General features: G+C 62.0%; 25 protein-coding genes. 10 read left to right on the top strand and 15 right to left on the bottom strand.

The features are described from left to right. Positions 1-304: 304 nt before the first annotated feature. A complete protein-coding gene (locus P2T60_RS10395) occupies positions 305-544 on the bottom strand; it encodes a glutaredoxin family protein (protein ID WP_276279177.1) in 240 nt (79 codons plus the stop codon). A 261-nt stretch (positions 545-805) separates the two neighbouring features. Between P2T60_RS10395 and P2T60_RS10400 the strand changes: the two genes are divergently transcribed. Further along, positions 806-973 (top strand): DUF7838 family putative zinc beta-ribbon protein, encoded by a 168-nt coding sequence (locus tag P2T60_RS10400; RefSeq protein ID WP_165881748.1) that lies wholly within the window; start codon positions 806-808, stop codon positions 971-973. Between the two features lie 588 nt (positions 974-1,561). Next, a complete protein-coding gene (thrS, locus tag P2T60_RS10405) occupies positions 1,562-3,490 on the top strand; it encodes a threonine--tRNA ligase (RefSeq protein WP_276279178.1) in 1,929 nt (642 codons plus the stop codon). A 298-nt stretch (positions 3,491-3,788) separates the two neighbouring features. Here thrS and P2T60_RS10410 read toward each other — a convergent pair whose 3' ends face one another. Further along, complete coding sequence (locus P2T60_RS10410; protein ID WP_276279179.1) at positions 3,789-4,649, bottom strand: class I SAM-dependent methyltransferase; 861 nt, start codon at positions 4,647-4,649, stop codon at positions 3,789-3,791. Positions 4,650-4,749: 100 nt separating this feature from the next. On the opposite strand from P2T60_RS10410, the gene P2T60_RS10415 reads away from it, so the two are divergent. Next, positions 4,750-5,106 (top strand): response regulator, encoded by a 357-nt coding sequence (locus P2T60_RS10415; protein ID WP_276279180.1) that lies wholly within the window; start codon positions 4,750-4,752, stop codon positions 5,104-5,106. A 419-nt stretch (positions 5,107-5,525) separates the two neighbouring features. Here the strand turns inward: P2T60_RS10415 and gcvPB are convergent, their stop codons facing one another. Both gcvPB and gcvPA read right to left on the bottom strand, forming a co-directional pair. Next, positions 5,526-6,980, bottom strand: coding sequence for an aminomethyl-transferring glycine dehydrogenase subunit GcvPB (gcvPB, locus tag P2T60_RS10420; protein WP_276279181.1), 1,455 nt, complete (start codon positions 6,978-6,980; stop codon positions 5,526-5,528). Then, on the bottom strand, positions 6,981-8,324 hold the full coding sequence (gene gcvPA, locus P2T60_RS10425; protein WP_276279182.1) for an aminomethyl-transferring glycine dehydrogenase subunit GcvPA: 1,344 nt from the start codon (positions 8,322-8,324) through the stop codon (positions 6,981-6,983). A 314-nt stretch (positions 8,325-8,638) separates the two neighbouring features. Here gcvPA and P2T60_RS10430 point away from each other — a divergent pair, with 314 nt between their 5' ends. The 3 genes from P2T60_RS10430 (at position 8,639) to P2T60_RS10440 (ending at position 12,977) form a co-directional block, all read left to right on the top strand. Beyond that, positions 8,639-10,819, top strand: a complete 2,181-nt coding sequence (locus P2T60_RS10430) for a hypothetical protein (RefSeq protein ID WP_276279183.1) — start codon at positions 8,639-8,641, stop codon at positions 10,817-10,819. Positions 10,820-11,144: 325 nt separating this feature from the next. Further along, positions 11,145-11,924 carry a CHAT domain-containing protein gene (locus P2T60_RS10435; RefSeq protein WP_276279184.1) on the top strand — a complete coding sequence of 260 codons (780 nt, stop codon included), beginning with the start codon at positions 11,145-11,147 and terminating at the stop codon, positions 11,922-11,924. Positions 11,925-12,215: 291 nt separating this feature from the next. After that, positions 12,216-12,977, top strand: a complete 762-nt coding sequence (locus P2T60_RS10440) for a DUF7504 family protein (RefSeq protein ID WP_276279185.1) — start codon at positions 12,216-12,218, stop codon at positions 12,975-12,977. A 10-nt stretch (positions 12,978-12,987) separates the two neighbouring features. Here P2T60_RS10440 and gcvH read toward each other — a convergent pair whose 3' ends face one another. From gcvH to P2T60_RS10460, 4 genes are all read right to left on the bottom strand, one after another. Then, entirely contained in the window at positions 12,988-13,371 is a 384-nt protein-coding gene (gcvH, locus tag P2T60_RS10445; RefSeq protein WP_276279186.1) for a glycine cleavage system protein GcvH, read from the bottom strand. A gap of 2 nt (positions 13,372-13,373) precedes the next feature. Further along, entirely contained in the window at positions 13,374-14,465 is a 1,092-nt protein-coding gene (gene gcvT / locus P2T60_RS10450) for a glycine cleavage system aminomethyltransferase GcvT (RefSeq protein WP_276279187.1), read from the bottom strand. Between the two features lie 133 nt (positions 14,466-14,598). Further along, complete coding sequence (locus P2T60_RS10455; protein ID WP_276279188.1) at positions 14,599-14,778, bottom strand: hypothetical protein; 180 nt, start codon at positions 14,776-14,778, stop codon at positions 14,599-14,601. A 94-nt stretch (positions 14,779-14,872) separates the two neighbouring features. Further along, the gene (locus P2T60_RS10460) at positions 14,873-15,049 is read right to left on the bottom strand and encodes a hypothetical protein (protein WP_276279189.1); all 177 of its coding nucleotides are present in this window, start codon (positions 15,047-15,049) and stop codon (positions 14,873-14,875) included. A gap of 459 nt (positions 15,050-15,508) precedes the next feature. Between P2T60_RS10460 and P2T60_RS10465 the strand changes: the two genes are divergently transcribed. After that, positions 15,509-15,868 carry a helix-turn-helix domain-containing protein gene (locus P2T60_RS10465; RefSeq protein ID WP_276279190.1) on the top strand — a complete coding sequence of 120 codons (360 nt, stop codon included), beginning with the start codon at positions 15,509-15,511 and terminating at the stop codon, positions 15,866-15,868. A gap of 21 nt (positions 15,869-15,889) precedes the next feature. Here the strand turns inward: P2T60_RS10465 and P2T60_RS10470 are convergent, their stop codons facing one another. Then, positions 15,890-16,579, bottom strand: coding sequence for a DUF7504 family protein (locus P2T60_RS10470; RefSeq protein ID WP_276279191.1), 690 nt, complete (start codon positions 16,577-16,579; stop codon positions 15,890-15,892). A 269-nt stretch (positions 16,580-16,848) separates the two neighbouring features. Here P2T60_RS10470 and P2T60_RS10475 point away from each other — a divergent pair, with 269 nt between their 5' ends. Then, the gene (locus tag P2T60_RS10475; protein ID WP_276279192.1) at positions 16,849-16,983 is read left to right on the top strand and encodes a DUF7503 family protein; all 135 of its coding nucleotides are present in this window, start codon (positions 16,849-16,851) and stop codon (positions 16,981-16,983) included. Between the two features lie 4 nt (positions 16,984-16,987). On the opposite strand, the gene P2T60_RS10480 is transcribed toward P2T60_RS10475, so the two are convergent. Further along, positions 16,988-17,674 carry a hypothetical protein gene (locus tag P2T60_RS10480; protein WP_276279193.1) on the bottom strand — a complete coding sequence of 229 codons (687 nt, stop codon included), beginning with the start codon at positions 17,672-17,674 and terminating at the stop codon, positions 16,988-16,990. 230 nt (positions 17,675-17,904) lie between these two features. On the opposite strand from P2T60_RS10480, the gene P2T60_RS21895 reads away from it, so the two are divergent. Then, positions 17,905-18,024: a DUF7503 family protein gene (locus P2T60_RS21895; protein WP_420028714.1), complete on the top strand. Its 120-nt coding sequence runs from the start codon at positions 17,905-17,907 to the stop codon at positions 18,022-18,024. Here the strand turns inward: P2T60_RS21895 and P2T60_RS10485 are convergent, their stop codons facing one another. After that, the gene (locus tag P2T60_RS10485) at positions 18,025-20,163 is read right to left on the bottom strand and encodes a hypothetical protein (RefSeq protein WP_276279194.1); all 2,139 of its coding nucleotides are present in this window, start codon (positions 20,161-20,163) and stop codon (positions 18,025-18,027) included. A gap of 332 nt (positions 20,164-20,495) precedes the next feature. Here P2T60_RS10485 and P2T60_RS10490 point away from each other — a divergent pair, with 332 nt between their 5' ends. Continuing rightward, positions 20,496-20,834: a hypothetical protein gene (locus tag P2T60_RS10490; protein WP_276279195.1), complete on the top strand. Its 339-nt coding sequence runs from the start codon at positions 20,496-20,498 to the stop codon at positions 20,832-20,834. Here P2T60_RS10490 and P2T60_RS10495 read toward each other — a convergent pair. From P2T60_RS10495 to P2T60_RS10510, 4 genes are all read right to left on the bottom strand, one after another. Next, positions 20,810-21,112 carry a hypothetical protein gene (locus tag P2T60_RS10495; RefSeq protein ID WP_276279196.1) on the bottom strand — a complete coding sequence of 101 codons (303 nt, stop codon included), beginning with the start codon at positions 21,110-21,112 and terminating at the stop codon, positions 20,810-20,812. The genes P2T60_RS10490 and P2T60_RS10495 overlap by 25 nt on opposite strands. A 457-nt stretch (positions 21,113-21,569) precedes the next feature. Further along, a complete protein-coding gene (locus P2T60_RS10500; RefSeq protein WP_276279197.1) occupies positions 21,570-23,300 on the bottom strand; it encodes a cation:proton antiporter in 1,731 nt (576 codons plus the stop codon). Positions 23,301-23,360: 60 nt separating this feature from the next. Next, on the bottom strand, positions 23,361-24,917 hold the full coding sequence (locus tag P2T60_RS10505; RefSeq protein ID WP_276279198.1) for a S8 family serine peptidase: 1,557 nt from the start codon (positions 24,915-24,917) through the stop codon (positions 23,361-23,363). A 132-nt stretch (positions 24,918-25,049) separates the two neighbouring features. Then, positions 25,050-25,346, bottom strand: a complete 297-nt coding sequence (locus P2T60_RS10510; RefSeq protein ID WP_276279199.1) for a hypothetical protein — start codon at positions 25,344-25,346, stop codon at positions 25,050-25,052. Positions 25,347-25,557 lie beyond the last annotated feature (211 nt).

Below are 25,557 nucleotides of genomic sequence, written 5' to 3' on the forward strand. Positions count from 1 at the left end.
GGGTGGACGAAAGGGGCCGCCCGGTCGCGGTCACGCGAGCGGTGCGCGGCGCTCCGCGCCGCGACTGCGAACGGTGTAACCGTGAGCAAGCGAGTGTGACCTCGGGAGACGCGGTTTGTCTCCCGGCGTTCACTGTAGTCGTCTGAGCGACCTCTATCTGGAGCGAACGGAGTGAGCGGAAGATATGTCGCTCAGCGACCGCGACCGGGCGGGGGCTTTCTGGACCGTTACGGTCTCGACTCCGGCGACTGTGGTAACACCACGGAGCGACCGGGCGGGACTCCTAAAAGTCGTCCCTCGATTCTCACGCCAGCGATGTCTCGACGTACGCCACGATGTTCTCGCTCTCGGCCATCGTCACGCCGCTGTCGTCGTCTATCAGCACCGGGACGCCGCGCTGACCGCTGGCTCGCTTCACCTCGTCGCGGTCGGAGTGGAGCGGTTCGACCCAGTGGGTCTCGTACTCGACGCCGTAGTCGTCGAGGGCGTCGTGGACCGTCTCGCAGTACGGACAGCCGTCGAGCGCGTATAGTGTGACGGACATGGCCGTCACTTCGCCCGCGTCGGGCAAGTAGTTGGTGCCGGGTCGGATTCAGTGGCGACCCCCGGTCCGGGATACTCCGCGCCGTCGGAACGCTCGCCACGAAAGGCGCGAACTCGGATCGAGTATAGCAATTATTAGTTTATTCAGTCCGGGGGCGGCCGATGGCTGATTCGGGAGGTTCGACCCCTCGACTATCGACCCGGACCCCGGCCACCGGCCAAAACCAGTATCCTCAAATGCGACGCGAAGCCACGTTCGAACATGGCTCAGGAACTCGACCACGACTGTCCCCAGTGTGGCACCGAACGGACGTTCTACCGCACCGCGAGTACCACCCTCCACCTCGGCGAGAAGACCAAGTGGGGATGCCCCGAGTGTGACTTCCGGTTCGTCCGCATCGACGGCGACATCGACTCGGCCGAAGCCTGAAAGTAACCCCTCGTCGTCCCGGTTCGTAACCTGCTTCTCGCTCGCCAGCGACCGCTCGGCGCGTCGGGTGACAATCTCTCATCGTTCTATTACAATTGTATATATTTCTCAGAGCAACAATTCTGTGTTCTCCTGTCCCGACCGAAAGCCACGCCGTCGGGAGACCGTACTGTTTGGGAACCGCTCTTGACTCGTAGTCTGTCACAACCGCGCTCGGTTGTGGCCTGCTACGTACTCGTGGCCCGCGCGTACCCGAGCGGGCCACGATACTCCTCTCCTCACCGAAGGCGTCCCAAACGGAGGCGAACCACTGGTTCCGGTCCTTCGGACCGCCGCCTTCGCCGCCGTTTCTCCCGAGTTCGACCGCAACGACCCTCGTCCGCGGCGGAAACACCGGGACGAGTCGAACGGATAAACTAAATATGGATATACAGAATAGGTGTGACAGCCGCTACTCCGAGCGTCGGATACAGACTCGTAGACGGCCGACGAGCTCGCCGACGGAGTAGCTATCACCACTGTCGTCAACTGACCGACCCAACCCGCGTGTAGAAAGCGTTATCAGGATACCGGAACCGTAAACGAAACATGAGCCAGATTACGGTCGTTCTTCCCGACGGTTCCGAACTCGAACTCGAGGAAGGGGCCACGGTCGAGGACGCGGCGTTCGAAATCGGTCCCGGACTCGGCCGAGATACCGTCGCCGGAGTCGTGGACGGCGACCTCGTAGACAAAGCGAGCCAACTCCACGACGGCGCGAAACTGGAAATCGTCACGCCCTCCAGCGACGAGTATCTCGACGTGCTTCGCCACTCGGCGGCCCACGTCTTCGCCCAAGCCCTCCAGCGACTCTACCCCGACGCCCGACTCACCATCGGCCCGTGGACCGACGACGGGTTCTACTACGACATCTACGGCGTCGAACTCGAAGAGGAGGACCTCGAAGAAATCGAGGACGAGGCCTACGACATCATCGACGAGGACCTCGCCATCGAGCGGTTCGAGCGCTCGCGCGAGGAAGCGTTCGAGGTGTACGAGGACAACGAGTTCAAGCGCGAGATTCTGGACGACGAGGCCGCCGACGAGGAGTCCATTTCCTTCTACGAACAGGGCGAGTTCGAGGACCTCTGTAAGGGTCCGCACGTCGAATCCACCGGCGAAATCGGCGGGTTCGCCCTGCTGTCCATCTCGGGGGCGTACTGGCGCGGCGACGAGGACAACGAGATGCTGACCCGCGTCTACGGCACCGCCTTCGAGAGCGAGGACGAACTGGAGGAGTTCATCCAGCGCCGACAGGAGGCCGAGGAGCGCGACCACCGGAAAATCGGCCGAGAGATGGACCTCTTCTCCATTCCCGACCACTCGCCGGGGTGCGCTCACTACCACCCCAACGGGATGACCATCCGACGCGAGTTGGAGGACTACATCCGGTCGAAGAACGACGAGTTGGGCTACGACGAGGTGTGGACGCCCGAACTCAACAAGGCCGAACTCTGGAAGCCCACGGGCCACTACGACACTTTCAAGGAGGCGGGCGAGATGTTCGCGTGGGAACAGGACGACACCGAGTACGGCCTGAAGCCGATGAACTGCGCGAACCACGCTCACATCTTCGACGACCACCAGTACTCGTATCGGGACCTTCCGGTCCGGTTCTCCGAGTTCGGCACCTGCTACCGCAACGAGCAGTCGGGCGAACTCTCGGGTCTGCTCCGGGTCCGCGGGTTCACGCAGGACGACGGTCACGCATTCATCCGGAAGGACCAGATTCGGAGCGAGATTCTGTCGGTCCTCGACGTAATCGACGACATCTACGGCCACTTCGAACTCGACGTGCAGTACAAGTTGGAGACGAAGGGCGACGACGCCGTGGGGAGCGACGAGATTTGGGAGCAGGCGACCGGCGCGCTGAAAGACGCCCTCTCTTCGGAAGGTCTCGACTACGACGTAGAAGAGGGCGAAGCCGCCTTCTACGGCCCGAAAATTGGCATCAACGCCGTGGACGCCATCGGTCGGGAGTGGACCATCGGCACGGTCCAACTCGACTTCAACATCCCCGAGCGTCTGGACCTGACCTACGTCGGCGAGGACAACGACGAACACCGGCCGGTGATGGTCCACCGCGCGCTCTTGGGGACGTTCGAGCGGTTCATGGGCATCATCATCGAACACTTCAAAGGCAACTTCCCGACGTGGCTCGCGCCCGAACAGGTCCGCATCCTGCCGGTCAGCGACGACAACATCGGCTACGCCAAACAGCTTCAGAACCGGTATCTCGGCGACTTCCGGGTCGAAATCGAGGACCGGTCGTGGACGGTCGGCAAGAAGATTCAGCAGGCCCACGACGACAACGTGCCCTACATGCTTGTCGTCGGCGACAACGAGGAGGAGGCCGGGACCATCTCGGTGCGTGACCGCCAAGAGCGCGAACGCGACGACGTGAGCGTCGAGGCGTTCCGCGACCACCTCGAAGAAGAGGTCGAGAGCAAGACGGTCCGGCCGACGTTCCTCGAATAGCGACCGATTCGCCGCTTTTCGAGTTCTGTTCCGTCTTTTCTCCGGCGCGCGCTCGCACGCCCGTCCGCACTGGCTCGCGCTCGCATACACGTCCACACCGGCGCGCGGGTGCGACCGCGCAAGCGTGTCGCACCCGTCCGCGCGAGGGAGGCGGCCGCATCCGCGGCCGCCGAGGTTGGGGAGGCGTGAGGTGCGGTGCCGTGCGGTCGCGGTCCGATTGGAGTCGGCGAGAGCTAGCGCCGACTCACCTCTCGCCGACTCACTTCTCGCCGACTCACACTCTCTGGGGTCCCGTCTCTCACGCCGGTTTCCAGCGGACCTCCGAGAGCGGATGAAGCGGATTCCCACCGATAACGTCGTAGGTCGCGCTCGTCACGTCGATGCCGTCCGCCACTCGGAGCGAAGCGAGCATGTCGTCGTTGTACTCCCGCAGGTCGGCGTACCCTCGGCGGAGGTGGCCGAGCAGGGTGTCCTCGGGGTGGAGTTCGTAGACGTGTTCGAGGTGGACGCCCGCCCGCACGCGGTCGGCGTAGTCGGCCAGCGTCTCGACCACGATGTCCCGGACGCTTGGGAGCGCGGTCAGCGACCCCTGCGTGAACAGGACCACCTCGTCGGGGTCGGCGTCGGCGAGGACGCCCTCCAGCAGGTCCCACCAGTCGTCGCGGAAGTCGAAGGCTTCGACGGTGATTCGGTCGCGGTCGCCGAACAGGTCCCGGCCGAGCGCCACGCCGTTCTCCGTGGGGTCGCCGCCGAGGAACTCGCAGTCGGTGTAGGACTCCGCGAGGACGCCGAGTTCGTAGCCCCACCCGCACCCGAGCGAGACCACCGTCTCGCCGCCGTCTAGGGTGCCCGCGAGCGAGGCCACCAGCGCCTCGTCCTGCAGTTCCTGCTTCTCGTCCACGTCAACGAGGTAGAGGCTCTCGGACCGGGAAATCGCCACCGGACTCTCCTCTGCGTAGTGGTTGGCCGACCGCTGTAGCTCTCGAAAGCCCATCTCGGGGTTCTCCCGGACGAGCGACCGGAGCTTGCCGTACACCTCGTCGTAGGTGGAGACGCCGATGCCGCCGTAGCCGGGCTGTTCTTCCCAGTCGTCGCATCCGAGTAGTCGGGCGGGCCACGGCGAGTGCTTGGGCAGGTCGTCTAACGGGAGTTCGCGCATGGCGTGGAGTCCGGCGCGCGACGGGAAAAGTGGTTCCGAACGACGGCGACTCCAACGAGAAATACTTATGTCCTGATAGATACCGGGTTACGAGTAACGAATGGCTCCAAGTCTGTTGATAGTGGACGACAGCGACTTCCAGCGAACGATGGTTCGACAGGCGGTCGAAGAGAAGTTCAACGTGGTCGGCGAGGCCGCGAACGGCCGGGAAGCGGTCGAGCAGTACGAGCGACACGTTCCCGACGCGATTACGATGGACATCATGATGCCGGAGATGGACGGCGTGGCGGCGACGGACGAAATCAAGTCCCGCGAGAACCCGCCGACCATCGTGATGGTGACGAGCGTGGACCAAGACAGCAAGATGAAGGAGGCGGTCAAAGCCGGTGCCGACGGCTACGTGACCAAGCCCTTCGAACCCGAGGACGTGCTGTCGGAACTCGCGGCGGTTCTCTGAGGCCGCGCCGCGCGGAAACGCCGGTCGGCAATTCTGCGTCGGGAGTTCTCGCCCGTCGCGTCGGAAGTTTCCGGCCTCCGCCCGGCCCGTCGGTTCGGTCCCGACGCGCGCGCGTCGGGACCGAACCGACCGCTGGACGCCGGACGCGCCGGACGTAGCGCCACCTATCGGACAGGTATAATTGTCCAAGAGACTTATTTAGTGGGGCTTTAGAAACTCCCGTATTTCTTTAGGACGCGAGAATCGTGTCGGCGTCGTCGCCGGGTTCCCCGGCGACGACGCCGGGCGGTTGGCGGGCCGGGCGGACGACTGGCGGGCGGTTGGCGGGCCGGGCGGACGACTGGCGGGCGGTTGGCGGGCCGGGCGGACGACTGGCGGGCGGTTGGCGGGCCGGGCGGACGACGCGCCGAGCGAACGCCCTACTCGTCGTCGCCGAGCGCCTGCCACGAGAGGCGCAGGTTCCGGGCCGCGCTGGTCTGGTCGATGCGCCGGGCCGTCGTCCGGTTGGGCGCGTTCGCCAGCGTCTCGTCGTCCTCGGTAGCCACGGCGTCGAACGCCTCTGCGAGTTGGTCCAGCGTGTCCTTGCCCTCGATTTCGGTGGGTTCGGTCATCAGCGCCTCCGGGACGATTTCGGGCCACTTGGTCGTCGGCGGGTGGACGCCGTAGTCCAACATGCGCTTTGCGACATCGGCGGCGTCTTGGTCGCCCGCGCTGGCGACGAACTCGTGGTGGAACGGTTCGAAGGGCACCTCGTAGTCGATTTGGCTGGCGAGGTAGTTGGCGTTCAGCACCGCCTTCGCCGAGGCGTCGGTCAGGCCCTCGTCGCCGAGGCGCGCGATGTAGGCGTAGGCCTTCACGAGGACGAGCCAGTTGCCGTGGAATCCGTGGACCTTCCCGAAGGTGTTCTCGGGGTCGAACAGTTCGTAGCCGCCGCCCTCCTCGGCCTCCCGGACCCGCGGGGCGGGCAGGAACTCCGCGAGGCGGTCGGTGACGCCGACTGGACCGGCACCGGGACCGCCGCCGCCGTGGGGCGTGGCGAACGTCTTGTGGACGTTGTAGTGCATGATGTCGAAGCCCATGTCGCCCGGCCGGGCCTGTCCGAGCAGTGCGTTGAGGTTCGCGCCGTCGTAGTAGAGCAGACCGCCCGCGTCGTGGACGATTTCGGCGATGTCCTCTATGTCGCGCTCGAACAGGCCGAGCGTGTTCGGGTTCGTGAGCATGAACAGCGCGGTCCGGTCGCTCGCGGCCGCTTCTAGCGCCTCCAAGTCCACGCGGCCGTCGTCGCCCGAGGGGAGTTCCACGACTTCGTAGCCCGCGAGGGCGGCGCTGGCGAAGTTGGTGCCGTGGGCGCTGTCGGGCACGATAATCTCGTCGCGCCGGTCGCCCTCACGGTTCTGCTCGTGGAACGCCTTGGCGACGAGGATGCCGGTGAACTCGCCCGCCGCGCCAGCTGGCGGTTGGAGGCTCACGGCGTCCATCCCGCCGATTCGCGCGAGGTAGTCCTGTAGCCCGTGCATGAGCGCGAGGCTCCCCTGCACGCTCCGCTCGGAGCGGTCGGGGTGGACCGCCGCGCTCGGAAGCGCGGCCACGTCCTCGGTGAACTTGGGGTTGTACTTCATCGTACAGCTACCGAGGGGATAGGGTCCGGACTCGACGCCGTAGTTCATCTGGCTCAGCCGCGTGTAGTGGCGCGCGAGTTCGGGTTCCTCCAGCGCGGGGAGTTCGAGGCTGTCGCGGGTCAACTCGTCGGGGAGCGGCGACTCGACTTCGACCTCCTCGCTGTTCTTCTCCGAGAGGAGCGGTTCGTACTGCCCCTCGGCGTCTTCGCCGCCCTTCGCCGCGCCGTCGGTCCATCGCGCTTGGTCGTAGTTCATCTAGGCCACCTCCTCGAAGGCCGCGACGAGTTCGTCCGCGGCGTGTTCGTTGCTGTCCGTGATGCACACCTGTACCTCGTGTTCGCCCACGGCGTGGACCGCGAAGCCCTCGGCTTCGAGGTCCGAAGCGACCGCACCCGCCGGTTGGTCGGTGTGGGCGACGAACTCCCGGAAGTGGTGTCGGTCGTGGACCGGCGCTTGGAGACCGGTCACGTCGTCCAAACGCTGAGCGAGGTCCGCCGCGAGGCGCACGCAGTCGTTGGCGAGGTCCACGAGTCCGTCGGGACCGAGGTAGGCCGCGTGGATGGCGGTTCGGAGCGCGACCCACGCCTGATTCGTGCAGATGTTGCTCGTGGCCCGCTCCCGGCGGATGTGCTGTTCGCGGGTCTGGAGCGTCAGCGTGTAGGTTCGCTTGTCGGCGGCGTCCTCGCTCGCGCCGACGAGACGGCCGGGGACCTGCCGCACGAAGTCCTCGCGGCAGGCGAACAGGCCGAGTCCCATCCCGTAGGCCGTGGGGAGACCGAGGGTCGCGGCGTCGCCGACCACCACGTCAGCGCCGACGCTCTCGGGTTCTCGAAGGACGGACAGGGCCACGGGGTCGGAACCGAGGCAGAACAGCGCGGCGTGGTCGTCGGCGAGGTCCCCGACCGCCGCCAGATGCTCCTCTATCGTCCCGCGGGTGGTCGGGTTCTCGACGTACACCATCACGGCGTCGTCGTCGATTGTCTCGGCCAGCGCGTCCGTATCGACGTTGCCGTCGTCGGTGGCGAACGTCTCGACGGAGAGACCCGCACCGTCGGTGTAGTTTTCGAGAACATCGCGGCGCTCGGCCAGCAGGTAGTCGGGCACCAGCACCCGGTCGCCGTCGGTCGAGCGGACGCGCGCCGCGAGCAGGGCCGCCTCCGCGAGCGCGGTCGCGTGGTCGTACATCGAGGCGTTGACGATGCCGAGACCGGTCAACTCGACCAGCATCGACTGGTACTCGAAGAGCGCTTGCAGGAACCCCTGCGTAATCTCGGGTTGGTACTGGGTGTAGGAGGTCAGAAACTCCGACCGGAGCGAGAGGTGGTCCACCAGCGAGGGCACGTAGTGTTCGTAGTGTCCCCGGCCGAGGAACTCGGTCAGGTCGTCGTTGCGCGAGAGCAGGCCCCGGACGTGGCGTTCTGCCGCCTGCTCGCTTCTGGCCTCGATACCGAACTCCCCGTCGAACGCGACCGACTCGGGGATGTCGAACAGTTCCGTCACGTCGTCCGCGCCGACCGCCTCTAACATCGCCGCGGTCTCGTCGGCGGTGTGCGGTGCGTACGGGCTTCCCCGTTCCCCTGACTCGTGTCGTCCGCTCATGTGAACGGTGCTACGGAGCGTATCGTTTTAAGATGGAGGTATTCGGTCGCGCTTTCGGGGTAATTACTGCGAAAGTCGTGGGAACTCGCTAGTGAACTGTGGTCGGACGCGGACGGACTGAGAAATAGTACGAAATGTTTTCTAATAATACATACCTATACGATTTTTTAAGCAAGGAATATGTCGTTCAGGACTATCTGAGGATATGCCTCAGAGAGCGACTCGACGCTGTTGCTCGGAGTGAAGCAATCAGTTGTCCGAGGGTTTTTAACGACTGCCTGTGACCACCGTCGTACAGTCGAGGGGTTCCAATCATGTCTCTCCATCCGCGATTCGAATTGCCGTCCGACGAGACCGGACTCGACATCATCGACCCGGTAGAAACTCGCCACTTTTCGCTTCGCACGGACGAACCAGTGGACCCGACGCCCGCCGATACCGAGCCGTTCGCCTTTCCGGTCGATACGGCCCGTCGTATTTCAGTCGGCGTGCTTCGTCTCCCGTACCTGCTTCCCGTAGACGTTCGGACGCCGGACGGCGACCCGTTACGGTCGGTCGATAGTCCGTCCTCGCACGAACTCGCGGCCGACGACTACTTGTTGGAACTCCACTCGCCTATCAAAGTGTATCTGCGCGTTTCGGGGCGCGTCCACGTCGAGGCGACCACCGAGCGGGTCGTCTTCGAGTTCGGTGACGACGCCACTATCGACATCGGCGCGCGGTCGTACCACAGCGCTCCGGGCGCGACGATTACGGTCCCGGACGACCCCGAAGCGATGATGAAAGCCGTCTCGACGTTCCCGTCGGCACTCAAGACGCTCTCGCCGGAGCGTGCGTGGCCGACCCTGCGCGGACATCCGCCGCGGGTCGAACGCGGCGACGAACTCGAAATTCCCTCGGACCTCGAGGTGCCCGACACGGGCATCCGGGTAACGGTGCCGTCCGAATACTGGGCGGTGTACACCGTTGCTCCGCTGGCGTACTACCTCGGCGCAGAGGTCGTCCCCGGCGAGAGCGCGCACGTAACTGCCGATACTGGGGCCGCACTCCATCTCGGTGACGAACCGGGAGAAATCGCCGACGCGACGGAGGCCCTACTCAAGCGGGTCTTCTTCCTCGACTGCGTGGTCAGGACCGAAGGCCTGTATCCCGACGAACTCCACGAGCGCAACGTCCTCGAAGCACGCGCGGACATTGACTTGGACTTCGCGGACCTCTACGAGGTCTCGCCCGCCGAGCGACTCGCGGTGTACCTCACCATCCCCGACGAGGCAGTCGAAGCCATCGCTTCGCCGTGGCACCGCGTCACGCACACCGAGGCGAACCCCGGTCCCGAGGTGGCCGAACTCCTGCCCTACCTCGTCAACGACCTGTCGCTGGTCCGGCCGAAGGTCGGAAGCGAGCGTTCGGCGGCGCAGTCCGAAATCGACGACGAGTTGGACGACGCGCTGGACTCGTTCCTCCGGCGGCCCGGCCCGAGCGTGGAGGCCGCCGCCATCGAGGATTTCTACCGGTCCGCGGACGCGCCGAACCTGCGTCGAGACGGCGAGTCGGGTAGCTCGGTCTCGGGCGTGCCGGACTTGGACGAGTACGTGACGCTCCCGGAGGTGGACGCGCTGGAACAGGCGTGGGTCGGCGACGGGACGCCGATTCGCGGGACGAAGCTACTCCGGGAGGCGTTCGCCAACGAGACGCCGGAACCCTCCGACGGCACCATCGACATCGCGGTGGTCTGTAACGACGAGCGGATGCGCGAAGAATTGGCCTCTGTCGGCGACATCTACGGAAGTCGAGACGACGTGCCGGTCAGTCTCACCTCGAAAATCGGCGTCTCGACCGGCGAGTTGCGGGAACTACTCGCCGAGAATTACGACGTGTTTCACTTCATCGGTCACATCGACGGGCAGGGCTTCGAGTGTCCCGACGGGATTTTGGACGCCGGAACTGTCGAGGAAGTTAATGCGACGACTGTGCTTCTGAATGGTTGTCGCTCACACGACCAAGGCATCGAGTTGGTGAAAGCGGGTGCGAGTGCGGCTATCGTGAGTCTCGCGGATTTGTTCAATTCCGGCGCTGTTGAAATCGGCGAAACCATCACTCGCTTGCTCTATCACGGATTTGATGTCGGTACTACAATGAAGATAATTCGAGAATATACTTCGATTGGCGACCGATACGTAGTTATCGGCAATCCCGGCGTGCCCGTAGTACAATGTGATGGATTTCTGCCGATACTCTGCCACATAACTACGAAACCCACCGAAAGTGAGTCACTTAATGTTCAACCAATAGCATATCCGGTTCCAGAAATAGGAATCGGCACTGTTTTTGAGCCAGAAATATTTGAAACCAATTATTATCATTTAGCCATTGGAGAACACGCCGATATTAACATCACACGTGATAAACTAAAAAGTTGGATTTCGGAAGATTACGAACCTGTAATTTTTAATGGAGAGCTGATTTGGGGAAGTGAACTACTGACTGAAATGTAATCTACGGTCCGACCTTCGCACAACACTTTTCGATTTCCACCCCTAAATAAAATAAAGAGATTGACATAAACCAAGCGACTTCAACTAGTTTCGGACTCTCCCTAATCCATTTTGTGATGTCAAACTGTGCCATCGTATATTTTGCTAATGGACGTAGCACCTTCCAATTTTCCACTAAAAATAACAAATTAATAATGTTTGGCTGTGGGTCGGCGACGGGACGCCGATTCGCGGGACGAAGCTACTCCGGGAGGCGTTCGCCAACGAGACGCCGGAACCCTCCGACGGCACCATCGACATCGCGGTGGTCTGTAACGACGAGCGGATGCGCGAAGAATTGGCCTCTGTCGGCGACATCTACGGAAGTCGAGACGACGTACCGGCCGACGTGACCTCGAAAATCGGCGTCTCGACCGGCGAGTTGCGGGAACTACTCGCCGAGAATTACGACGTGTTTCACTTCATCGGTCACATCGACGGGCAGGGCTTCGAGTGTCCTGACGGGATTCTGGATGCTAAGACTGTCGAAGAGGTCAACGCGACGACTGTGCTTTTGAACGGTTGTCGGTCGCACGACCAAGGCGTCGAGTTGGTGAAAGCGGGTGCGAGTGCGGCTATCGTGAGTCTCGCGGATTTGTTCAATTCCGGCGCTGTTGAAATCGGTAAGACGCTATCTCGGTTGCTCTATCACGGATTTGGTATCGGTGCCGCGATGAAGATTATTCGTGAGTATACTTCGATTGGCAACAGGTACGTAGTTGTGGGTGACCCGCTATCGCTAGTCGCACAATGTGAAAGTGGAATACCGACACTATGCCACATCAGCAAACGTTCTGGAGAAAGCTCACGAATTAACATTAGTCCACATGCGTATCCGACTCAAAAGCGTGGAATAGGGTCTAGTTTTAGTCCTTCATTCTTCGATGGTGACCAATATTATATCGCCGTAGGGAAGTACGACGACCTAACGACTACACGGGATGCAGTTGAAAAATGGACTGCAACCGATTACGACCCTTTAGTTGTGAATCGAGAATTAGTCTGGAGTGGAGCATGGTTCCAGCAAGACGAAACTACGGCCCCGATTTCGCGCAACAACCCGTAATCGTTATCCACTGCTCGCTTAGAGCTAGCGTGACTACCCAAACCACTTGTAATAGCCGAGGGGACTCGTAAAACCAATCACTGAAATCAAACTGTGCCATCGTACGTGATGCTACCAACTGTAGCAACTTCCGACTTTCTACTATAGTTTATTTTACTACAATTCTAACTATTGAGAATCCCGTATTTACGTTCCAGACAAATCTATAACGTGTGGTAGTAATTGTATCTACCACGATTAAGAGGGAAATTTTATAAATTTCCTCTGAAAATGACAGTCATACCAACACCTATGTCGTCCCCAACTCCCCGCGATTTCACACGCGGGTCCGACGAATCGCCACCCGCCGACGACCTCACGGACTTTCTCGGTCTCCTGAACGAGCTGAAATCCACCGGCTGTAACCTGCTCGTCGTCGGCGATGCACCGCGCGAGCTGTTCACGCAGGCGAGTTCCCGGATGTTCGGGGACGACGATACGGTCCGCTATCGGACGCTCGCAGTTACGGACGCGACTCCCGAGAGCATCGCCGAGCGACTTCCCGACCCGAGCGAGTCGCCGCGGCCCGTCGGCGAGACGACCCACGTCCTCAACCACGCCGGGGCGCTCCGGTCGGTCACGACCGCGACGGACCCGAACACTCCGCCGGACCTCGCTGGCGTCAAGGAGACCCGTATCGCGGACCCGCAGTTGGCCGGACTTCAGGCCGCGGTGGTCGAAGCTATCGAGGAGTTCGCAACTCGCGCTGGCTCGCTCCACCCCGGGGACCTCCGGATTGGAATCGACTCGCTGGAGCCGCTTTTGGACTTCTACGGCGAAGACGTAGTTCGGCGCTGTCTGCGCATCGTCGGGGGCTACGTCCGCGACTACGACGCGATGGCCCACTACGTTTTGCCGAAACCGTACGATAGCGACGTTGTACAGACCTTCGCCGACGACATGGACGCTATCGTAGAAATTCGGTTGTCCGACTCGGCCGACGACGGTCGAGTCGGCGAGCAACGGTGGCACGTCCCGAGTCGGGACCTGTCCGTCGGTTGGGCGTCGATTTGAACCGACGCGACTACTCTATCTGTTCTCGGTACTCGTCGGCGGTCAGCAACTCGTCCAAGCCGCTGTCGTCGGCCAACTCCACTTCGAGCATCCACCCCTCGCCGAAGGGGTCGTCGTTGACGAGTTCGGGCTGGTCTTCGAGCGCGTCGTTGACCGCCGTGACGGTGCCGTTGACCGGCGCGTAGAGGTCCGAGACCGCCTTGATGGACTCCACGACGCCGAACTCCTCGTCTTGGGTGAGTTCGTCGCCCTCGCTCGGGAGTTCGACGAACACCACGTCGCCGAGTTCGTCCTGCGCGAAGTCGGAGATGCCGACTCTCGCGGTGCCGTCGGTCGTCTCTACCCACTCGTGTTCGCTACTGTACTTTCGGTCTTCAGGGACTTCGAAGCTCATTGTTAGTCACTCAGGAATGGCGTGTTCGCAATCTTTGCTTTTTTCGACTGGCCGCGGACCATCACGCGGACGACGGTCCCGGCGTCGGCGTACTCCGAGGGGACGTAACCCAGCGCGATGGGTTCGTTCAGCGTCGGACTCATCGTTCCGCTGGTGACTTCGCCGATAACGTGGTCGTCGGTGTCGGTCACGTCGTAGCCGTGGCGGGCCACCCCGCGGTCCACGAGTTTGATGCCGACGAACTCCTCGTCTGTTCCCTCCGCATCGACGCCTTCGAGGGCGTCCCGGCCGACGAACTCGGTGTCGAGTTTCACCGTCCACCCGACGCCCGCCTCGTAGGGGTTTCGGGGGTCCTCGTCGGCGTCGAAGTCTTGGCCCGACAGCAGGAAGCCCATCTCCATCCGGAGGGTGTCGCGGGCACCGAGCCCGCAGGGCTGGCAGTCGAACGACTCCCAGACCGCTTGGGCCGCCTCGACGGGGACGATAATCTCGAAGCCGTCCTCACCGGTGTAGCCGGTTCGGGCGGTCCAACACGACACGCCGTCGAACTCGACGTACTTGCCGTCGAATTTCGAGAGGTCCGTCACCGACCCGTCGGCTACGTCCGCCACGAGGTCCGGAGCGTCGGGACCCTGCACCGCGTACATCGCGTACTCGTCGGTGACGTTCTCGACGGTGGCGTCGAGGTCCCACTCGTCGCGGTGGTCGGTCCACCGGCGGTGCATCTGTTCGTCGTGGCCCGCGTTGGGGACGAAGAGGTACTCGGCGTCCTCGTCATCGGGCAGTCGATAGACCACGGTGTCGTCCAGAATCGTCCCCTCCTCGTCGGTTATCATCGAGTAGTGGGAGTCGCCGCGGCCGAGTTCGGTCACGTCGTTGGACGTGAGCTTCTGCATCAGTTCGCGGGCGTCCGGGCCGCCGACTTGGATTTGGCCCATGTGAGACACGTCGAAGATGCCCGCCTCCTCGCGGACCGCGGCGTGTTCGGCCTTGATGGAGTCGAACTCCACGGGCATGTCCCACCCGCCGAACTCGGTGAACGTCGCTCCCTCGCCAGCGTGAACGTCGCGCAGTGGCGGCTTCCGAAGCGTCATGTGGAGACGGTTAGACGCCCGGCACGTAATGCTTTGTCTTCCGGGCGCTTCAGCAGTACTCGATGTCGAGTAAACGAGCGTCGGACGGACTGGCGTCGAACCGAGCGGCGTCGATACTGGTCGAGCGGCGCGCTCACGCGGGTTCGACGACGATTTGACCGTCGCGGAGTTTGTAGACGAGACGGTCGCCCTCCTCGACTTCGAGTCCGTCCTCGGCGAACTCCTCGCGGACGGCCTTGATGAGGCTGATTCGCCATCGCTGGGTGACTGTCGTCGTTCCGAGTATCTTCTCTTCGGATTCGTCTGAACTCATCTACGGCCGTCTTGGGTATCGGTGTTGTTATGGACTCTTAGCTATTTCGACTATCTAGCTGAAAATACCCCAATAGACTACGATTTATCGACGTTTACGCCAATTCGATGACTATTTTTCCGTCAGCGAGTTTGTAGACGAGTCGGTCGCCTTCCTCTATCTCGTCGGCGTCCTTCTCGAGTTCTTCGCGGACGGCTTTGATGAGACTGATGCGCCATCGCTGGGTGACTGTCGTCGTACCGAGTATCTTTTCCTCCATTTCGTCAGTCATCTCTAGTTTGTAGAACAGTGGCTCTTTTATGGATTGGTAGCTATATACGTACTATTGACGCTATAGACAAAATAGTTGGGGATGTCGCGTCTTTGTGCCGGGAGTAGACTTCGGACGCGTCCGCTCAACGAGTCGCTATCGAGATATTTTCTAACGGCACTTCCTCGTCGTCTGCCGCTTCGTGAATCTCGCGGAGAAATCCTTTCGTCAGGTCGTCGCGCGAGACGCCATCGAGAAGCAAGGGGGTCTGTTCTGTGTCGGAACGACGGTCGAATTCTATATCTTTCTCTGACATTTTTACGATTGGAATCGGAGTTCGAAACGATGTTTTTACGACGGCATCGATTGATACGACGATACTTCAGAAATACTTATCGGAAATATTACTATTTGGCAGTGGTGTTATGAGTCGTTTCACCCACGTATTTAGCACGCTCACCGATACTGTGGAACGAAGGTATGGTCACGAAAGAGTTCACTCCCGTACTCTCACGGATTTTCGGGTCGCGCGCTCGAACAAAGCTCGTCGCTGTTCTCGTAGAACGGCGGGGAGCGTGGCTCACTGCCGCCGAACTCTGTGACCTCGCCGACGTTTCGCAGTCCGGCTTTCACCGGGACCACAAGTCGGTCCTCCTCGATTTCGGCGTGGTCGAGCAACGAGAGACGGGGGCAGAGACCGGGACGCAAGCGTCGCCGAAGTACAGGCTGGCGGACACCGAGCAGGCGGAGTACGTGACGAAGCTTCACTACGCGCTTCAGTCGCAACTGGAGGATTCGGGAGCGCTTCTCGAAGGAAACGTCAGGGAGTTCGTCGAGTGAGTCGGAGGTCGGTCGCGAGAGTCAGAGTTCCATCCACGGGGTCTTGGCGTCGATTTTCGGCGCGTACCAGCGCTGTTCGGGGTTCTGGCGCGGTCGCTTGCGGAGCTCGACGCGCGCGTCGAACAGCGGCATGAGTCGCTCGACCACTTCGTCGTCGGCCGGGACGCGGAGGTGGTAGTGAGCCATCCCGTGAACTCCGCGGACCGTCGCCCCGAGCGTCCGCAGGGCGTGTTCGGCCGCCGAGCGGTCCTCTTCGACCAGCGGAAACAGCGAATCGACGCCCACGCGGAGTTCCGCGGGGTCGAGACCCTCGGCCTTCTCGTCGTAGAACGCGATTGCGGACTGAATCTCGTCACAGAGCTGTCGGGCGTCGTCGGACCCGAGCGGGTCCAACCCGGCGGTGACGCCGCCCGCGGTGGCCGGGACCGACCGCTCGCCGCGGCGCTGGTCGATAATCCACGTCGTGGGGTCGTCGAAGGCGGCGTCCTCGGGGAGTCGGGACTCGGCGCTGGTTATCGTCTGGTCGGTCAGCGCGAGTATCCGAAAGCGGCGCTTCTCGCGCCCGTAGAGGAATCTAGAGGCTCGCGCGGAAACCTCGTCGGGTACCTCACCGGTGACGAGGATGTTGCTCCCGACCTGCTTGAGGTTGGCGAGCCACTTCGTGAAGCGAGGGTTCGCTCCGCTCCCGCGAAACCGTAGCTCTGAGTCCATTTGTCAAGGTTGTCGGACGTAGCTTAGATAAAATTTCCGGAAGGTGAGGCGGCAGAGGGCCGAGAATCGGGACGTTGCCGCCGCACCGTCTCGGTCCTCGAAACCGATTCGAGACGGATAATTCACTAGCTATGGGCATGTTTTAACTAATCTCTGCTAGAATCCACCTGTAAGGTCATCTCGATAACTGACACCACTTTTTACAATATATTTCATAGTTAGAATACTTTAGAAAAATATAATTTCAGATAGCAGAGTGTTATGCATGCATGTCGAAGAACACCATGCTCGACACGCTCGCACAGCACCCGCGACTAATCGGCTTCCTGTTCACCACCGGGATGGTTCTGGTACAGGCAGGGAATGTCGCGGCGAACAATACAGGAATGACGAACGGACCATAAGCCACTACAGGTCAGAAAGCGAAATTTCGTTGCTCCAGTAGAGTTTGTTATCAACTTCAACAGGTGCAAATTGAACATCTAAAATTGAGTTCAGCTCTTTTTCACTTACGCGAAACGTATCGAGTAAGCCAGAGGCCAGATGGCGAGTCGTCTCTTCATCCATGAACTTCGCCAAGGTTCCGAGTCGATAGGACGAACTAGGGTACGAATAATGGCTAATCAGATACTCGCTTCCAACCCTTTTAATGTCGAACTTTACTAAACCACCGCTATCACCCTCACAAAGTGACAACCCGCCATCCCCAATAGTGACGTACTCGATGGACACCAGCACCTCCTTCACGGCGATGCTCAGCGCCGAGCGCAACGAGAACCCTGAGTTCAGCAACCGCGCTAGCGCCCGACCCACCTTCGTCGCGGCCGAGTTGACCACCTCCGCGAGCGTCACCACGCCGCCGGTACTCCCCTTCTCGACCAGTTTCGCGCCTTGCTCGTAAGACCGGCACGCATTCAGTAGGAACGCCTCGACGCCCACCGACTCCAGCGAGTCGGCGTCGAGGTGGCCGTCAACACACCGGAAACCTTCCTCGTCGGCGTGGCCGATGTAGTGCAAGAAGTCCGCCGAGGACTCCAGCAAATCGGCGAGTTCGGCCGTGGTCAACTCCTCGTGAATCGTCACGTCGTAGTTCACGAAGTCGCACAAGTCGAATATACACGCCCTAACTTTTTTAGATGCTAAATGAAAGCAAAATAAATAATTTGTATTCCAAACGGACGTTTTAACTAATTGCTACTAGAACCAATATATTAGGTCAACTCAACAACCGATACCACTTTTTACAATATATTTCATAGTTAGAATACTTTAGAAAAATATAATTTCAGATAGCAGAGTGTTATGCATGCATGTCGAAGACAACCATGCTTGACACGCTCGCACAGCACCCACGACTAATCGGTTTCCTATTCACCACCGGAATGGTTCTGGCACAAACAGGAAACGCCGCGGCGAATCAAATCGGTGCAAATCCTGGTCCCTAATTACAAAACTTCGGGAAGGTCATTACCCCAATAGAGTTCTTCCTCTATGAGTACAGGGACGATATTTTCATCGTTGTTTATGAAATCCATTATTTCGTCCTTTGTGAATTGAAAGGGCCTAAGCGAGCCAGATGATAGATAATTAGTTGATGACTCTTCTGCTATACTATTTGCTATAGTTCCAAGACCATGCGACGAGCAAGGATGAGCATAAGGGACGAAAATATATTGATTCTCCTCCTCTCCCTCCTCAATACGGTACGAAATAGGACATCCGTTGTCGTTTTCACACAACATCAACCCGCCATCCCCAATAGTGACGTACTCGATGGACACCAGTACCTCCTTCTCGGCGATACTCAGCGCCGAGCGCAACGAGAACCCTGAGTTCAGCAACCGCGCTAGCGCCCGACCCACCTTCGTCGCGGCCGAGTTGACCACCTCCGCGAGCGTCACCACGCCGCCGGTACTCCCCTTCTCGACCAGCTTCGCGCCTTGCTCGTAAGACCGGCACGCATTCAGTAGGAACGCCTCGACGCCCACCGACTCCAGCGAGTCGGCGTCGAGGTGGCCGTCAACACACCGGAACCCCTCGTCGTCGGCGTGGCCGATGTAGTGCAAGAAGTCCGCCGAGGATTCGAGTAGGTCTCCAAGTTCCGCGACGGTCAACTCCTCGTGAATCGTCACGTCGTAGTTCACGAAGTCGCGCAGGCCGTAGAACTCGCCGACGACGCTCTCTTCGTCCATCTCCGGGTCGTTGCAGACGACGTGGACCTCGATGTCCGAGTCGTCCGGCGGCGTGCGCTCGGCCTGCCGACGCAGGGACGCTATCGTCACCTTGTTCGCGTTGATGGGGTAGCCCTCGCCCACCCACGCGTGTTCGATGGTCTCTGCCGGTTCGACCCGAAACATCTCGTCGTCCGTGGTCCACGTCTCGCGCGTGTTCCGGGTCAGTGCGTCGTCGCGCCCGCCCCGCGTCGAAGCGTCGTCGCTCGCGCTCCGGGTGAAGTCGCCCGAGGCGACGGCCGACCGCGTGAACTCGTCCAGTTCCTCGAACGTCGGCTCGACCGACTGGTCGGTCGGGTCCTCGGGCGTCCGCAACAGCGCGAGTTCGTGGGCGAAGTACGGGAGCGCCGCCGCGTTCCCGGCCGTCGGCACCACGTCGGTCGTGAGGTGCCAGTCCAGTACGTGCGGTTCGAGCGCGTCGAACGGCACCGAGAGGTACCGAGGCAGTTGCTCGGCCAGCGGTCGGCCGTAGAGGTCCGGGAAGTCGAGGTCCACCGCGGGTTCGACCTGCTCGCGCTCGTGGAGTTCGACCGGGTAGTAGCCCTCGGTCCGAGTCAGGCAGTCGAGGAAGAACACCTGCTTCAACACGCGGTTGACCGTCGCCTCGTAGCCACCCGCGCCGTCGAGGTCGTACTCGAAGTCGCCCGCGACGAGTCGGGGGTCGGACCCGGCGACGAGTTCGGCACCGAGGTAGTACGCCAGCGACGCGCTCGGATAGACGTGTTCTCGGTCGGGCGGCAGGACGATTTCGACGCCCGTGTCGGGAGCGTCGATGCCGTCCGAGACAGCAAACGAGTCGCCGCGCTCGACCCGCGGCGGATGTCCGCGCAGGGTCGGAAACGACCGCTCGCACGAGGTGGTCTTGAGCGCGGACCCGAACAGCGAAACCGCCGCCATCGCGTCTTCCACGTCGTCGGTCACGGTAATCGTCCCGAGCGGTCGCTCGTGGAACGACCGCGCGCCGACCCGAACCCGACGACGCTCGCCGAAACTGGCGGTGACGGACTCGTCGCCCGGCCGTATCTCGAAGGGACCGTCCACGACGAGGTAGAGTTTCATCGGCGTACTCTGGAGTTCGACGAGGTAGCGGCCAGCACCGAACGTCTGGGTCTCGCTGGTGGTCGCGTCGGCGAGCATTTCGCCGGTGTGTCGCCGGACGACGGTCGAGACCAGTTTCGGAATCTCGACCGCCGAGGCTTCGAACCCCACCGCAACGTCCACGGGAAAGTAGAAACCGTCGGTCGATTCGGACTCCGGTTCGACGGACTCGGGCGTGTACAACTCGAACCGGGCGTTCTCGATTGGGTCGAAGACGCCGAGACCCGAACGGTGGTCGAGTACGTCGAACTCCATTCGCTCGAAAGCGTCTCTTCCCGCGTTTATAGTTCTATCCACACCGGAACACGCGTGGCGTGGTAACTGTGGGAACGTTAGGTTGTCTCTCCCACGGTCGTCCGCGATAGGTCCGCGTATCGGTACCGTTATGAACCGATAGCTATTTCGGAGAGATAGTCTATAATGACGATACCGCAGATGAAGCAACTTCGTTCTCGGTTGGACGAAAGCGGCGCACGGCGTGCGCTCGTTCGCGGTGCGAACCCGCCGCCGCGCCCGCCCGAGACCGTGACGGTCGAACCGTCCGTCACGGCATCGGTGGGTCCCGACGGCGGCGCGCGCCGTTGTACGTGACCGCCGAGGCACCGAGCGGTCGGACCGTCCGGCGCTACGACGGCACCGACGCGACAGCGGCCGCCGACTGCGCGGCGGACCTGACCGCCGACCGCGACCCCCAAGAAGTGTGGCTCTGCGAACGCGACCAGATTCGCTCGTGGTGGGGCGACGGCGTGGTGGCCCTGCTCGAACGCCGACTCGCCACCGCCGCGCGCCGGGCGGACGCACGGCTAGTCGTCTGGACGAGCGAAACCGACGGAGCGGACGGAGACGGTACCGGTGAGACGGGTGGCGACGGAACCGGCCGAGACGAAGCGGTCGAAGACCGCTACGACGTGGTACTCGACCTGTAGCGCGCCAGCAGGTCGCTGGCCTCGACGCCGACATCGGTGCTGTCGCAGGCCGGACACTGAACCGCCAGCGAGAGACCCGGCGACGACGCGGGTCGTCGGGGGTCCGCGGTAGCGTGGCGGTCCGCGTCGGCGGCGGAGTCGGCGACGGTTCCGTCGCCGACTCCGGTCGCGGCAGACGATTCGGCGTCGTGGTCCCCGGCCGGACTGGGGACCGCGAGCGCGAACTGGACGAGCAGTACGAACGTACCGGTGTGACCGCAGTTGTAGCAGTGCGTCATGGTTGTCGGACCGGCAGGTGCGTTCCGCGCGCCGGTCGGCCCGAACTGGTGCGGTATCGTACTTGAACCTTAGTAGAGGTATTTTTGTATTTGTCTTAGCAATGTTTTTAATTGTTAGAAAAATGTTTGTGTTGCTTAAGTGGCGGGTTGCTTCAGGGTCGGACCGGGAGACCGCTCCGCACCGCAAACGTAGGACGACGACCCGAGAGCTAGCTTCAGGCTTGAACCAATCATACCGCAAACCGCACCGCCGCCGCGGGCCACACCCTCCCCAACCGACTCCTTCGCTCCCTGCGGTCGCTCAGTCGTCCCTCGCGCGGCTTGGCGCGAGATGAACTCGCGCCAGCGCGCGCCGGGTGGTTCGTCCGGAAAAGTATGCGCCGAGTCGGGAAGTCTGTCCCGAGAAGCGTTCCCCGTCAGAAGCCCCGAGAAGCGCGAGCGGTCGGTTCTCGCGCCCTCAGTCGTCGCTGGCTTCTCGGGTCTCCAGTCGCGTCTCCAGTCCGAACTCCGCGGCGCGCGAGCGCCAGAACTCCTCGTAACCCTCTTCGTCGGGTCGGTCGCTGACCGTACTCTCGCCCGACTGCACCCGGTCGATTTTCAGGTCCACTTCCTCCATCAGGTGGCGACCCACGTCGTCGCTGACCGTTCCCGTCCGCATCGCGTCCAACAGGGCGCTCTTCTCCTGTTTGAGGACTTGGCGCTCGCCGATGAGCAACTCCTCGCGCCGGAGTTCCGGGTTGTCCTCGAGGAGTTGGGAGATGGTCTCGTTCAGGTCGCGCTTCTCGCGTTCGTACTCCCCGCGGAAGTCCTCGTAGACGCTCGCCGAGAGGTCGCCCGACTCGTGGAGGCGTTCGGCCGATTCGAGCGCCGCGTCCACCGCGCGGGCGCGGCCAACGAGCAGTTCGTACAGTTCCTCGGCGTCCGAGCGAGTCACGATGTCGAGGGCGTTCATGACCCGCCCCATCGTCAGCCCCTGTACGACGAGACTGAACGCCGCCACGCCGAACACCATCGCCCGGAGTTCCTCGCGCAACGGGAAGTTCGGCGGCAGACCCAGTACCAACGCGATGGGAATCGAGGCGTGGAGACCGCCCCACACCATGACGTGCTGGTAGTCGAGCGGTACCGACTTCGGGGCGAACCGGTTGACCAGCGTCGTGACGGGGTAGACCACCGCCGCGCGCGCGAGGACGACCAGCGGAATGGACAGCAGGATGAGTCGGCCGTGGGCCAGCATCTGGTCGATGGGCGTCTTCGCGCCGATAAGCAGGAAGATGAGCGTGTTGACGAGGAACGCCGCGGTGTCCCACGTGTTGAACACCGAAATCTTGGTCTGGGCGCTCATCGCGTACTCCGCGCCCCGATTCCCGATGAGCAGTCCGGCCGTCACCGTGGCGATGACGCCGCTGAAGTAGAAGTCGCCGACGACGCCGCTCAGGGTGTGTTCGGCCAGCAGGAAACTCCCGTAGGCCAGTATCAGCGTCAGCACGATTTCGGTCGTGTGTTCGTCGAGTCGGTACATGACCTGATACACCGCGAGACCCGCGACGAGTCCGACCACCGCGCCGCCGAGACTGGCGACGAGGATGTCGGCCGAAGCGTCGGCGATGGTGCCGACGGTCACGAGTTCCGCGAGGTCGGTCCCGGCCTCGGTGGATTCGACCACCAGCGCGAACAGCGTCGAGAAGATGACGACGCCCACGCCGTCGTTGACGAGGCTCTCGCCCTCGACCAGCACCGAGAGTCGTTCGGGCGCGCCCAGTTCCTCGAACAGCGCCAGCACCGACACGGGGTCGGTGGGAAGAATCATGGCCGCGAACAGGAGGGCGACGAGCAACGGGAAGTCGAAGGCGTAGTGCCCGGCGACACCGAGCAGAAGGATGGCGACGACGAGTCCCACCACCGCGAGGACGAGGACGTGCGAGAGGTTCGCCCGGAAGCGTTCGAGGTCCGTTGTCGCCGCGCCCTCGAACAGCAACGGCGGGAGGAACACCAACAGGATGAGGTCGTGAGAGAGTTCGATGTCGATGGTGATGCCGAGAACGGATACCGCGAGTCCGGCGAGCAAGAGCGCAATCGTGTAGGGGAATCGGCCGACTTTGGCGACGAAGACGCCGACGCCCGCCGCGATGACGAACACCGACAGCAGGTCGATGAGTTCGGCGGCGATTCCAGTCTCCGCGACCATGACCCTGCGTACTCGTCCGACGCGTAAAAGGCCAGTTACCGAGAGGGTGCTATCGGCGCTTCAGAGTCCTTCTTCGGTGATGGTCAGGTCGTAGCTACCCGACCCGCTCCACGAGTCCACGCGGATGTACAGCGGGTAGTAGGCCTTGGGGTTGTCGATGATGATGGTCTCTTGGCTGTTCACGCTAAATCCACGATAGTCGTAGCTGTCGGTACTCGGACAGTAGCCGTCGGCCTCGTTGATGTAGAGGTCGAAGTCGGCGTCCGTGGGACCGGACAACTCGACGGTGACGCGGCACGGTTCGCTGTACTCGAACTCCCGCATCCAGCAGTCGCTGTCACTACTACCCGAGAGCTGGTCGGTGATGGTCGTCACGTTCGTTCGCGCGCCACACGGAGCGGGCGCGGTTTCGACAGCGTTGGCGGCGTCCACGCGACCGCTCCCCTGCTTGTTCGCCGACAGACCGATGTCGACCGCGGTGTTCTTGAGGTGGTCGCGGAGTTCGACGTTAGTGAGGTCGTACTCCCCGAGGGCGAGACCCGCCACGCCGGAGACGACCGGGGTCGCCATCGACGTGCCGCTGAGAGTCTTGTAGCTGTCGGTCGGAGCGGTCGAGAGGACGCCCGAACCGGGCGCGCACACGTCGATTTCCTCGCCGGTGTTCGAGTAGGACGCTATCGTTCCGTCGGAGTCGAGCGCCGAGATAGACATCACCTTGGAGTAGGCCGACGGATAGTGGTTGGCGGCGTCACTGCCGCTGTTCCCGGCCGCCGCGACTATCAGACTGCCCTCGCTGTGGGCGTAGTCCACTGCGCTCTCAATCGTGCTACTCGGACTACTACCGCCGAGACTCATGTTGATGATGTCGGCGCCTTGGTCGGCCGCCCACGTGATGGCGTCGGCCACGTCGGAGTAGGAGCCGGAGCCGTTCTCGTCGAGACACCGACCGTTGATGAGTTCGGACTCGCTCATGCCCGCGATGCCGGTCGCGTTGTCGGTCTCGCCGCCCGCGATGCCCGAGACGTGAGTGCCGTGGTACTCGTCGGACGGCACGTCCGGGGCGGGGTCGCTGTCGTCGTCCACGAAGTCCTTGCCGGGGTTGCTCGCGTAGTTGTTCGAGAGTTCGGGGTGGTCGTACTGGACGCCCGTGTCCAAGACGGCGATGGTCACGTCCCACGTGCCTTTCGTCGTGTCCCACGCGGTCGGTGCGTTGACCATCTGGGGAGCGTACTGGTCGGAGAATTTGGGGTCGTCGGGCGACAGTTGGGTCTCGTAAGTGCCGTTCTCCTCGGCGTACTTCACGGCGTCGTCGTCGGCCACGGCGTCCATGAAGTTCTGGCGGGCAGTGTCCGAGGCTTCCTCGGGGAACTTGACCGCCGCGTACCGGAGCGTCTTGTTCTCGTGGGCGACCGAGGCCTTCGCGGGGGCGTGTTTGGCCGCGACTTCCTTCGGTTCGCCAGCACCGGCCGAGACGCCGACCAGCACTTCGTTCGATTTCGGTCCGGGTTCGCGGCCGGGAGCGGCCATCGTGATGCCACCGAATGCGGCCAGCGCACCCGCGGCACTACCAGCTTTCAGAAGCGAACGCCTGTCAATCGTGATGTCGTTTTCTGACATGACAAACTTGATTAATCGTACAAACTATATTAAATTTCCTAGTCGTTCACTTATTTATTTCTTCTCCGGGGTGCCTTATCAATAAGGCAGTATAAATACCCCCACCCGACGCACAGCGTATGTCCGACCCGATTACCACGACGACGAAACTCCTTTAAAAGAGGGGTGAAATCGGGGTTCGAGGTCGGGGTGGTTGTGCTGGACGCCAGTGTCGAGGATGGCGACGGTCACGTCCGAACACCCGGTGGTCACGTCCCACGCGTCGTCGGCCCGACTCGGGAACGCGACTGCGACGTAGCGAAGCGTCTCGTTGTCGTGGACGATTTCGCCACCGGTCGGGACGTGCAGGGCGACGGTCCCCCGGAGGTCCCGGCCCGCCGAGACGCCGACGAGGATTTCGCTTCGGTCCGGGAGTCCGACCGGACGCACCCGCGACCGGCGCGCAACTCGCCGCGACCACCGAACCGCTCGTTTCCAAGAACGTTCGTCTGTCGAAGTAGTCGAAATCCGACATGCCGTGTTACTTTCTGCTTCGAAGAGCTAAAATCTAGACTCGAATGGGCGTAACTCGAACGGACACGACATCAGCGGCTACGCCGCGATTGGCTCGCAAAAAAGGAGGACAGTCGAACCGAGGCAG

This window comes from Halorussus caseinilyticus, assembly GCF_029338395.1.
Classification (GTDB): Archaea; Halobacteriota; Halobacteria; order Halobacteriales; family Haladaptataceae; genus Halorussus; species Halorussus caseinilyticus.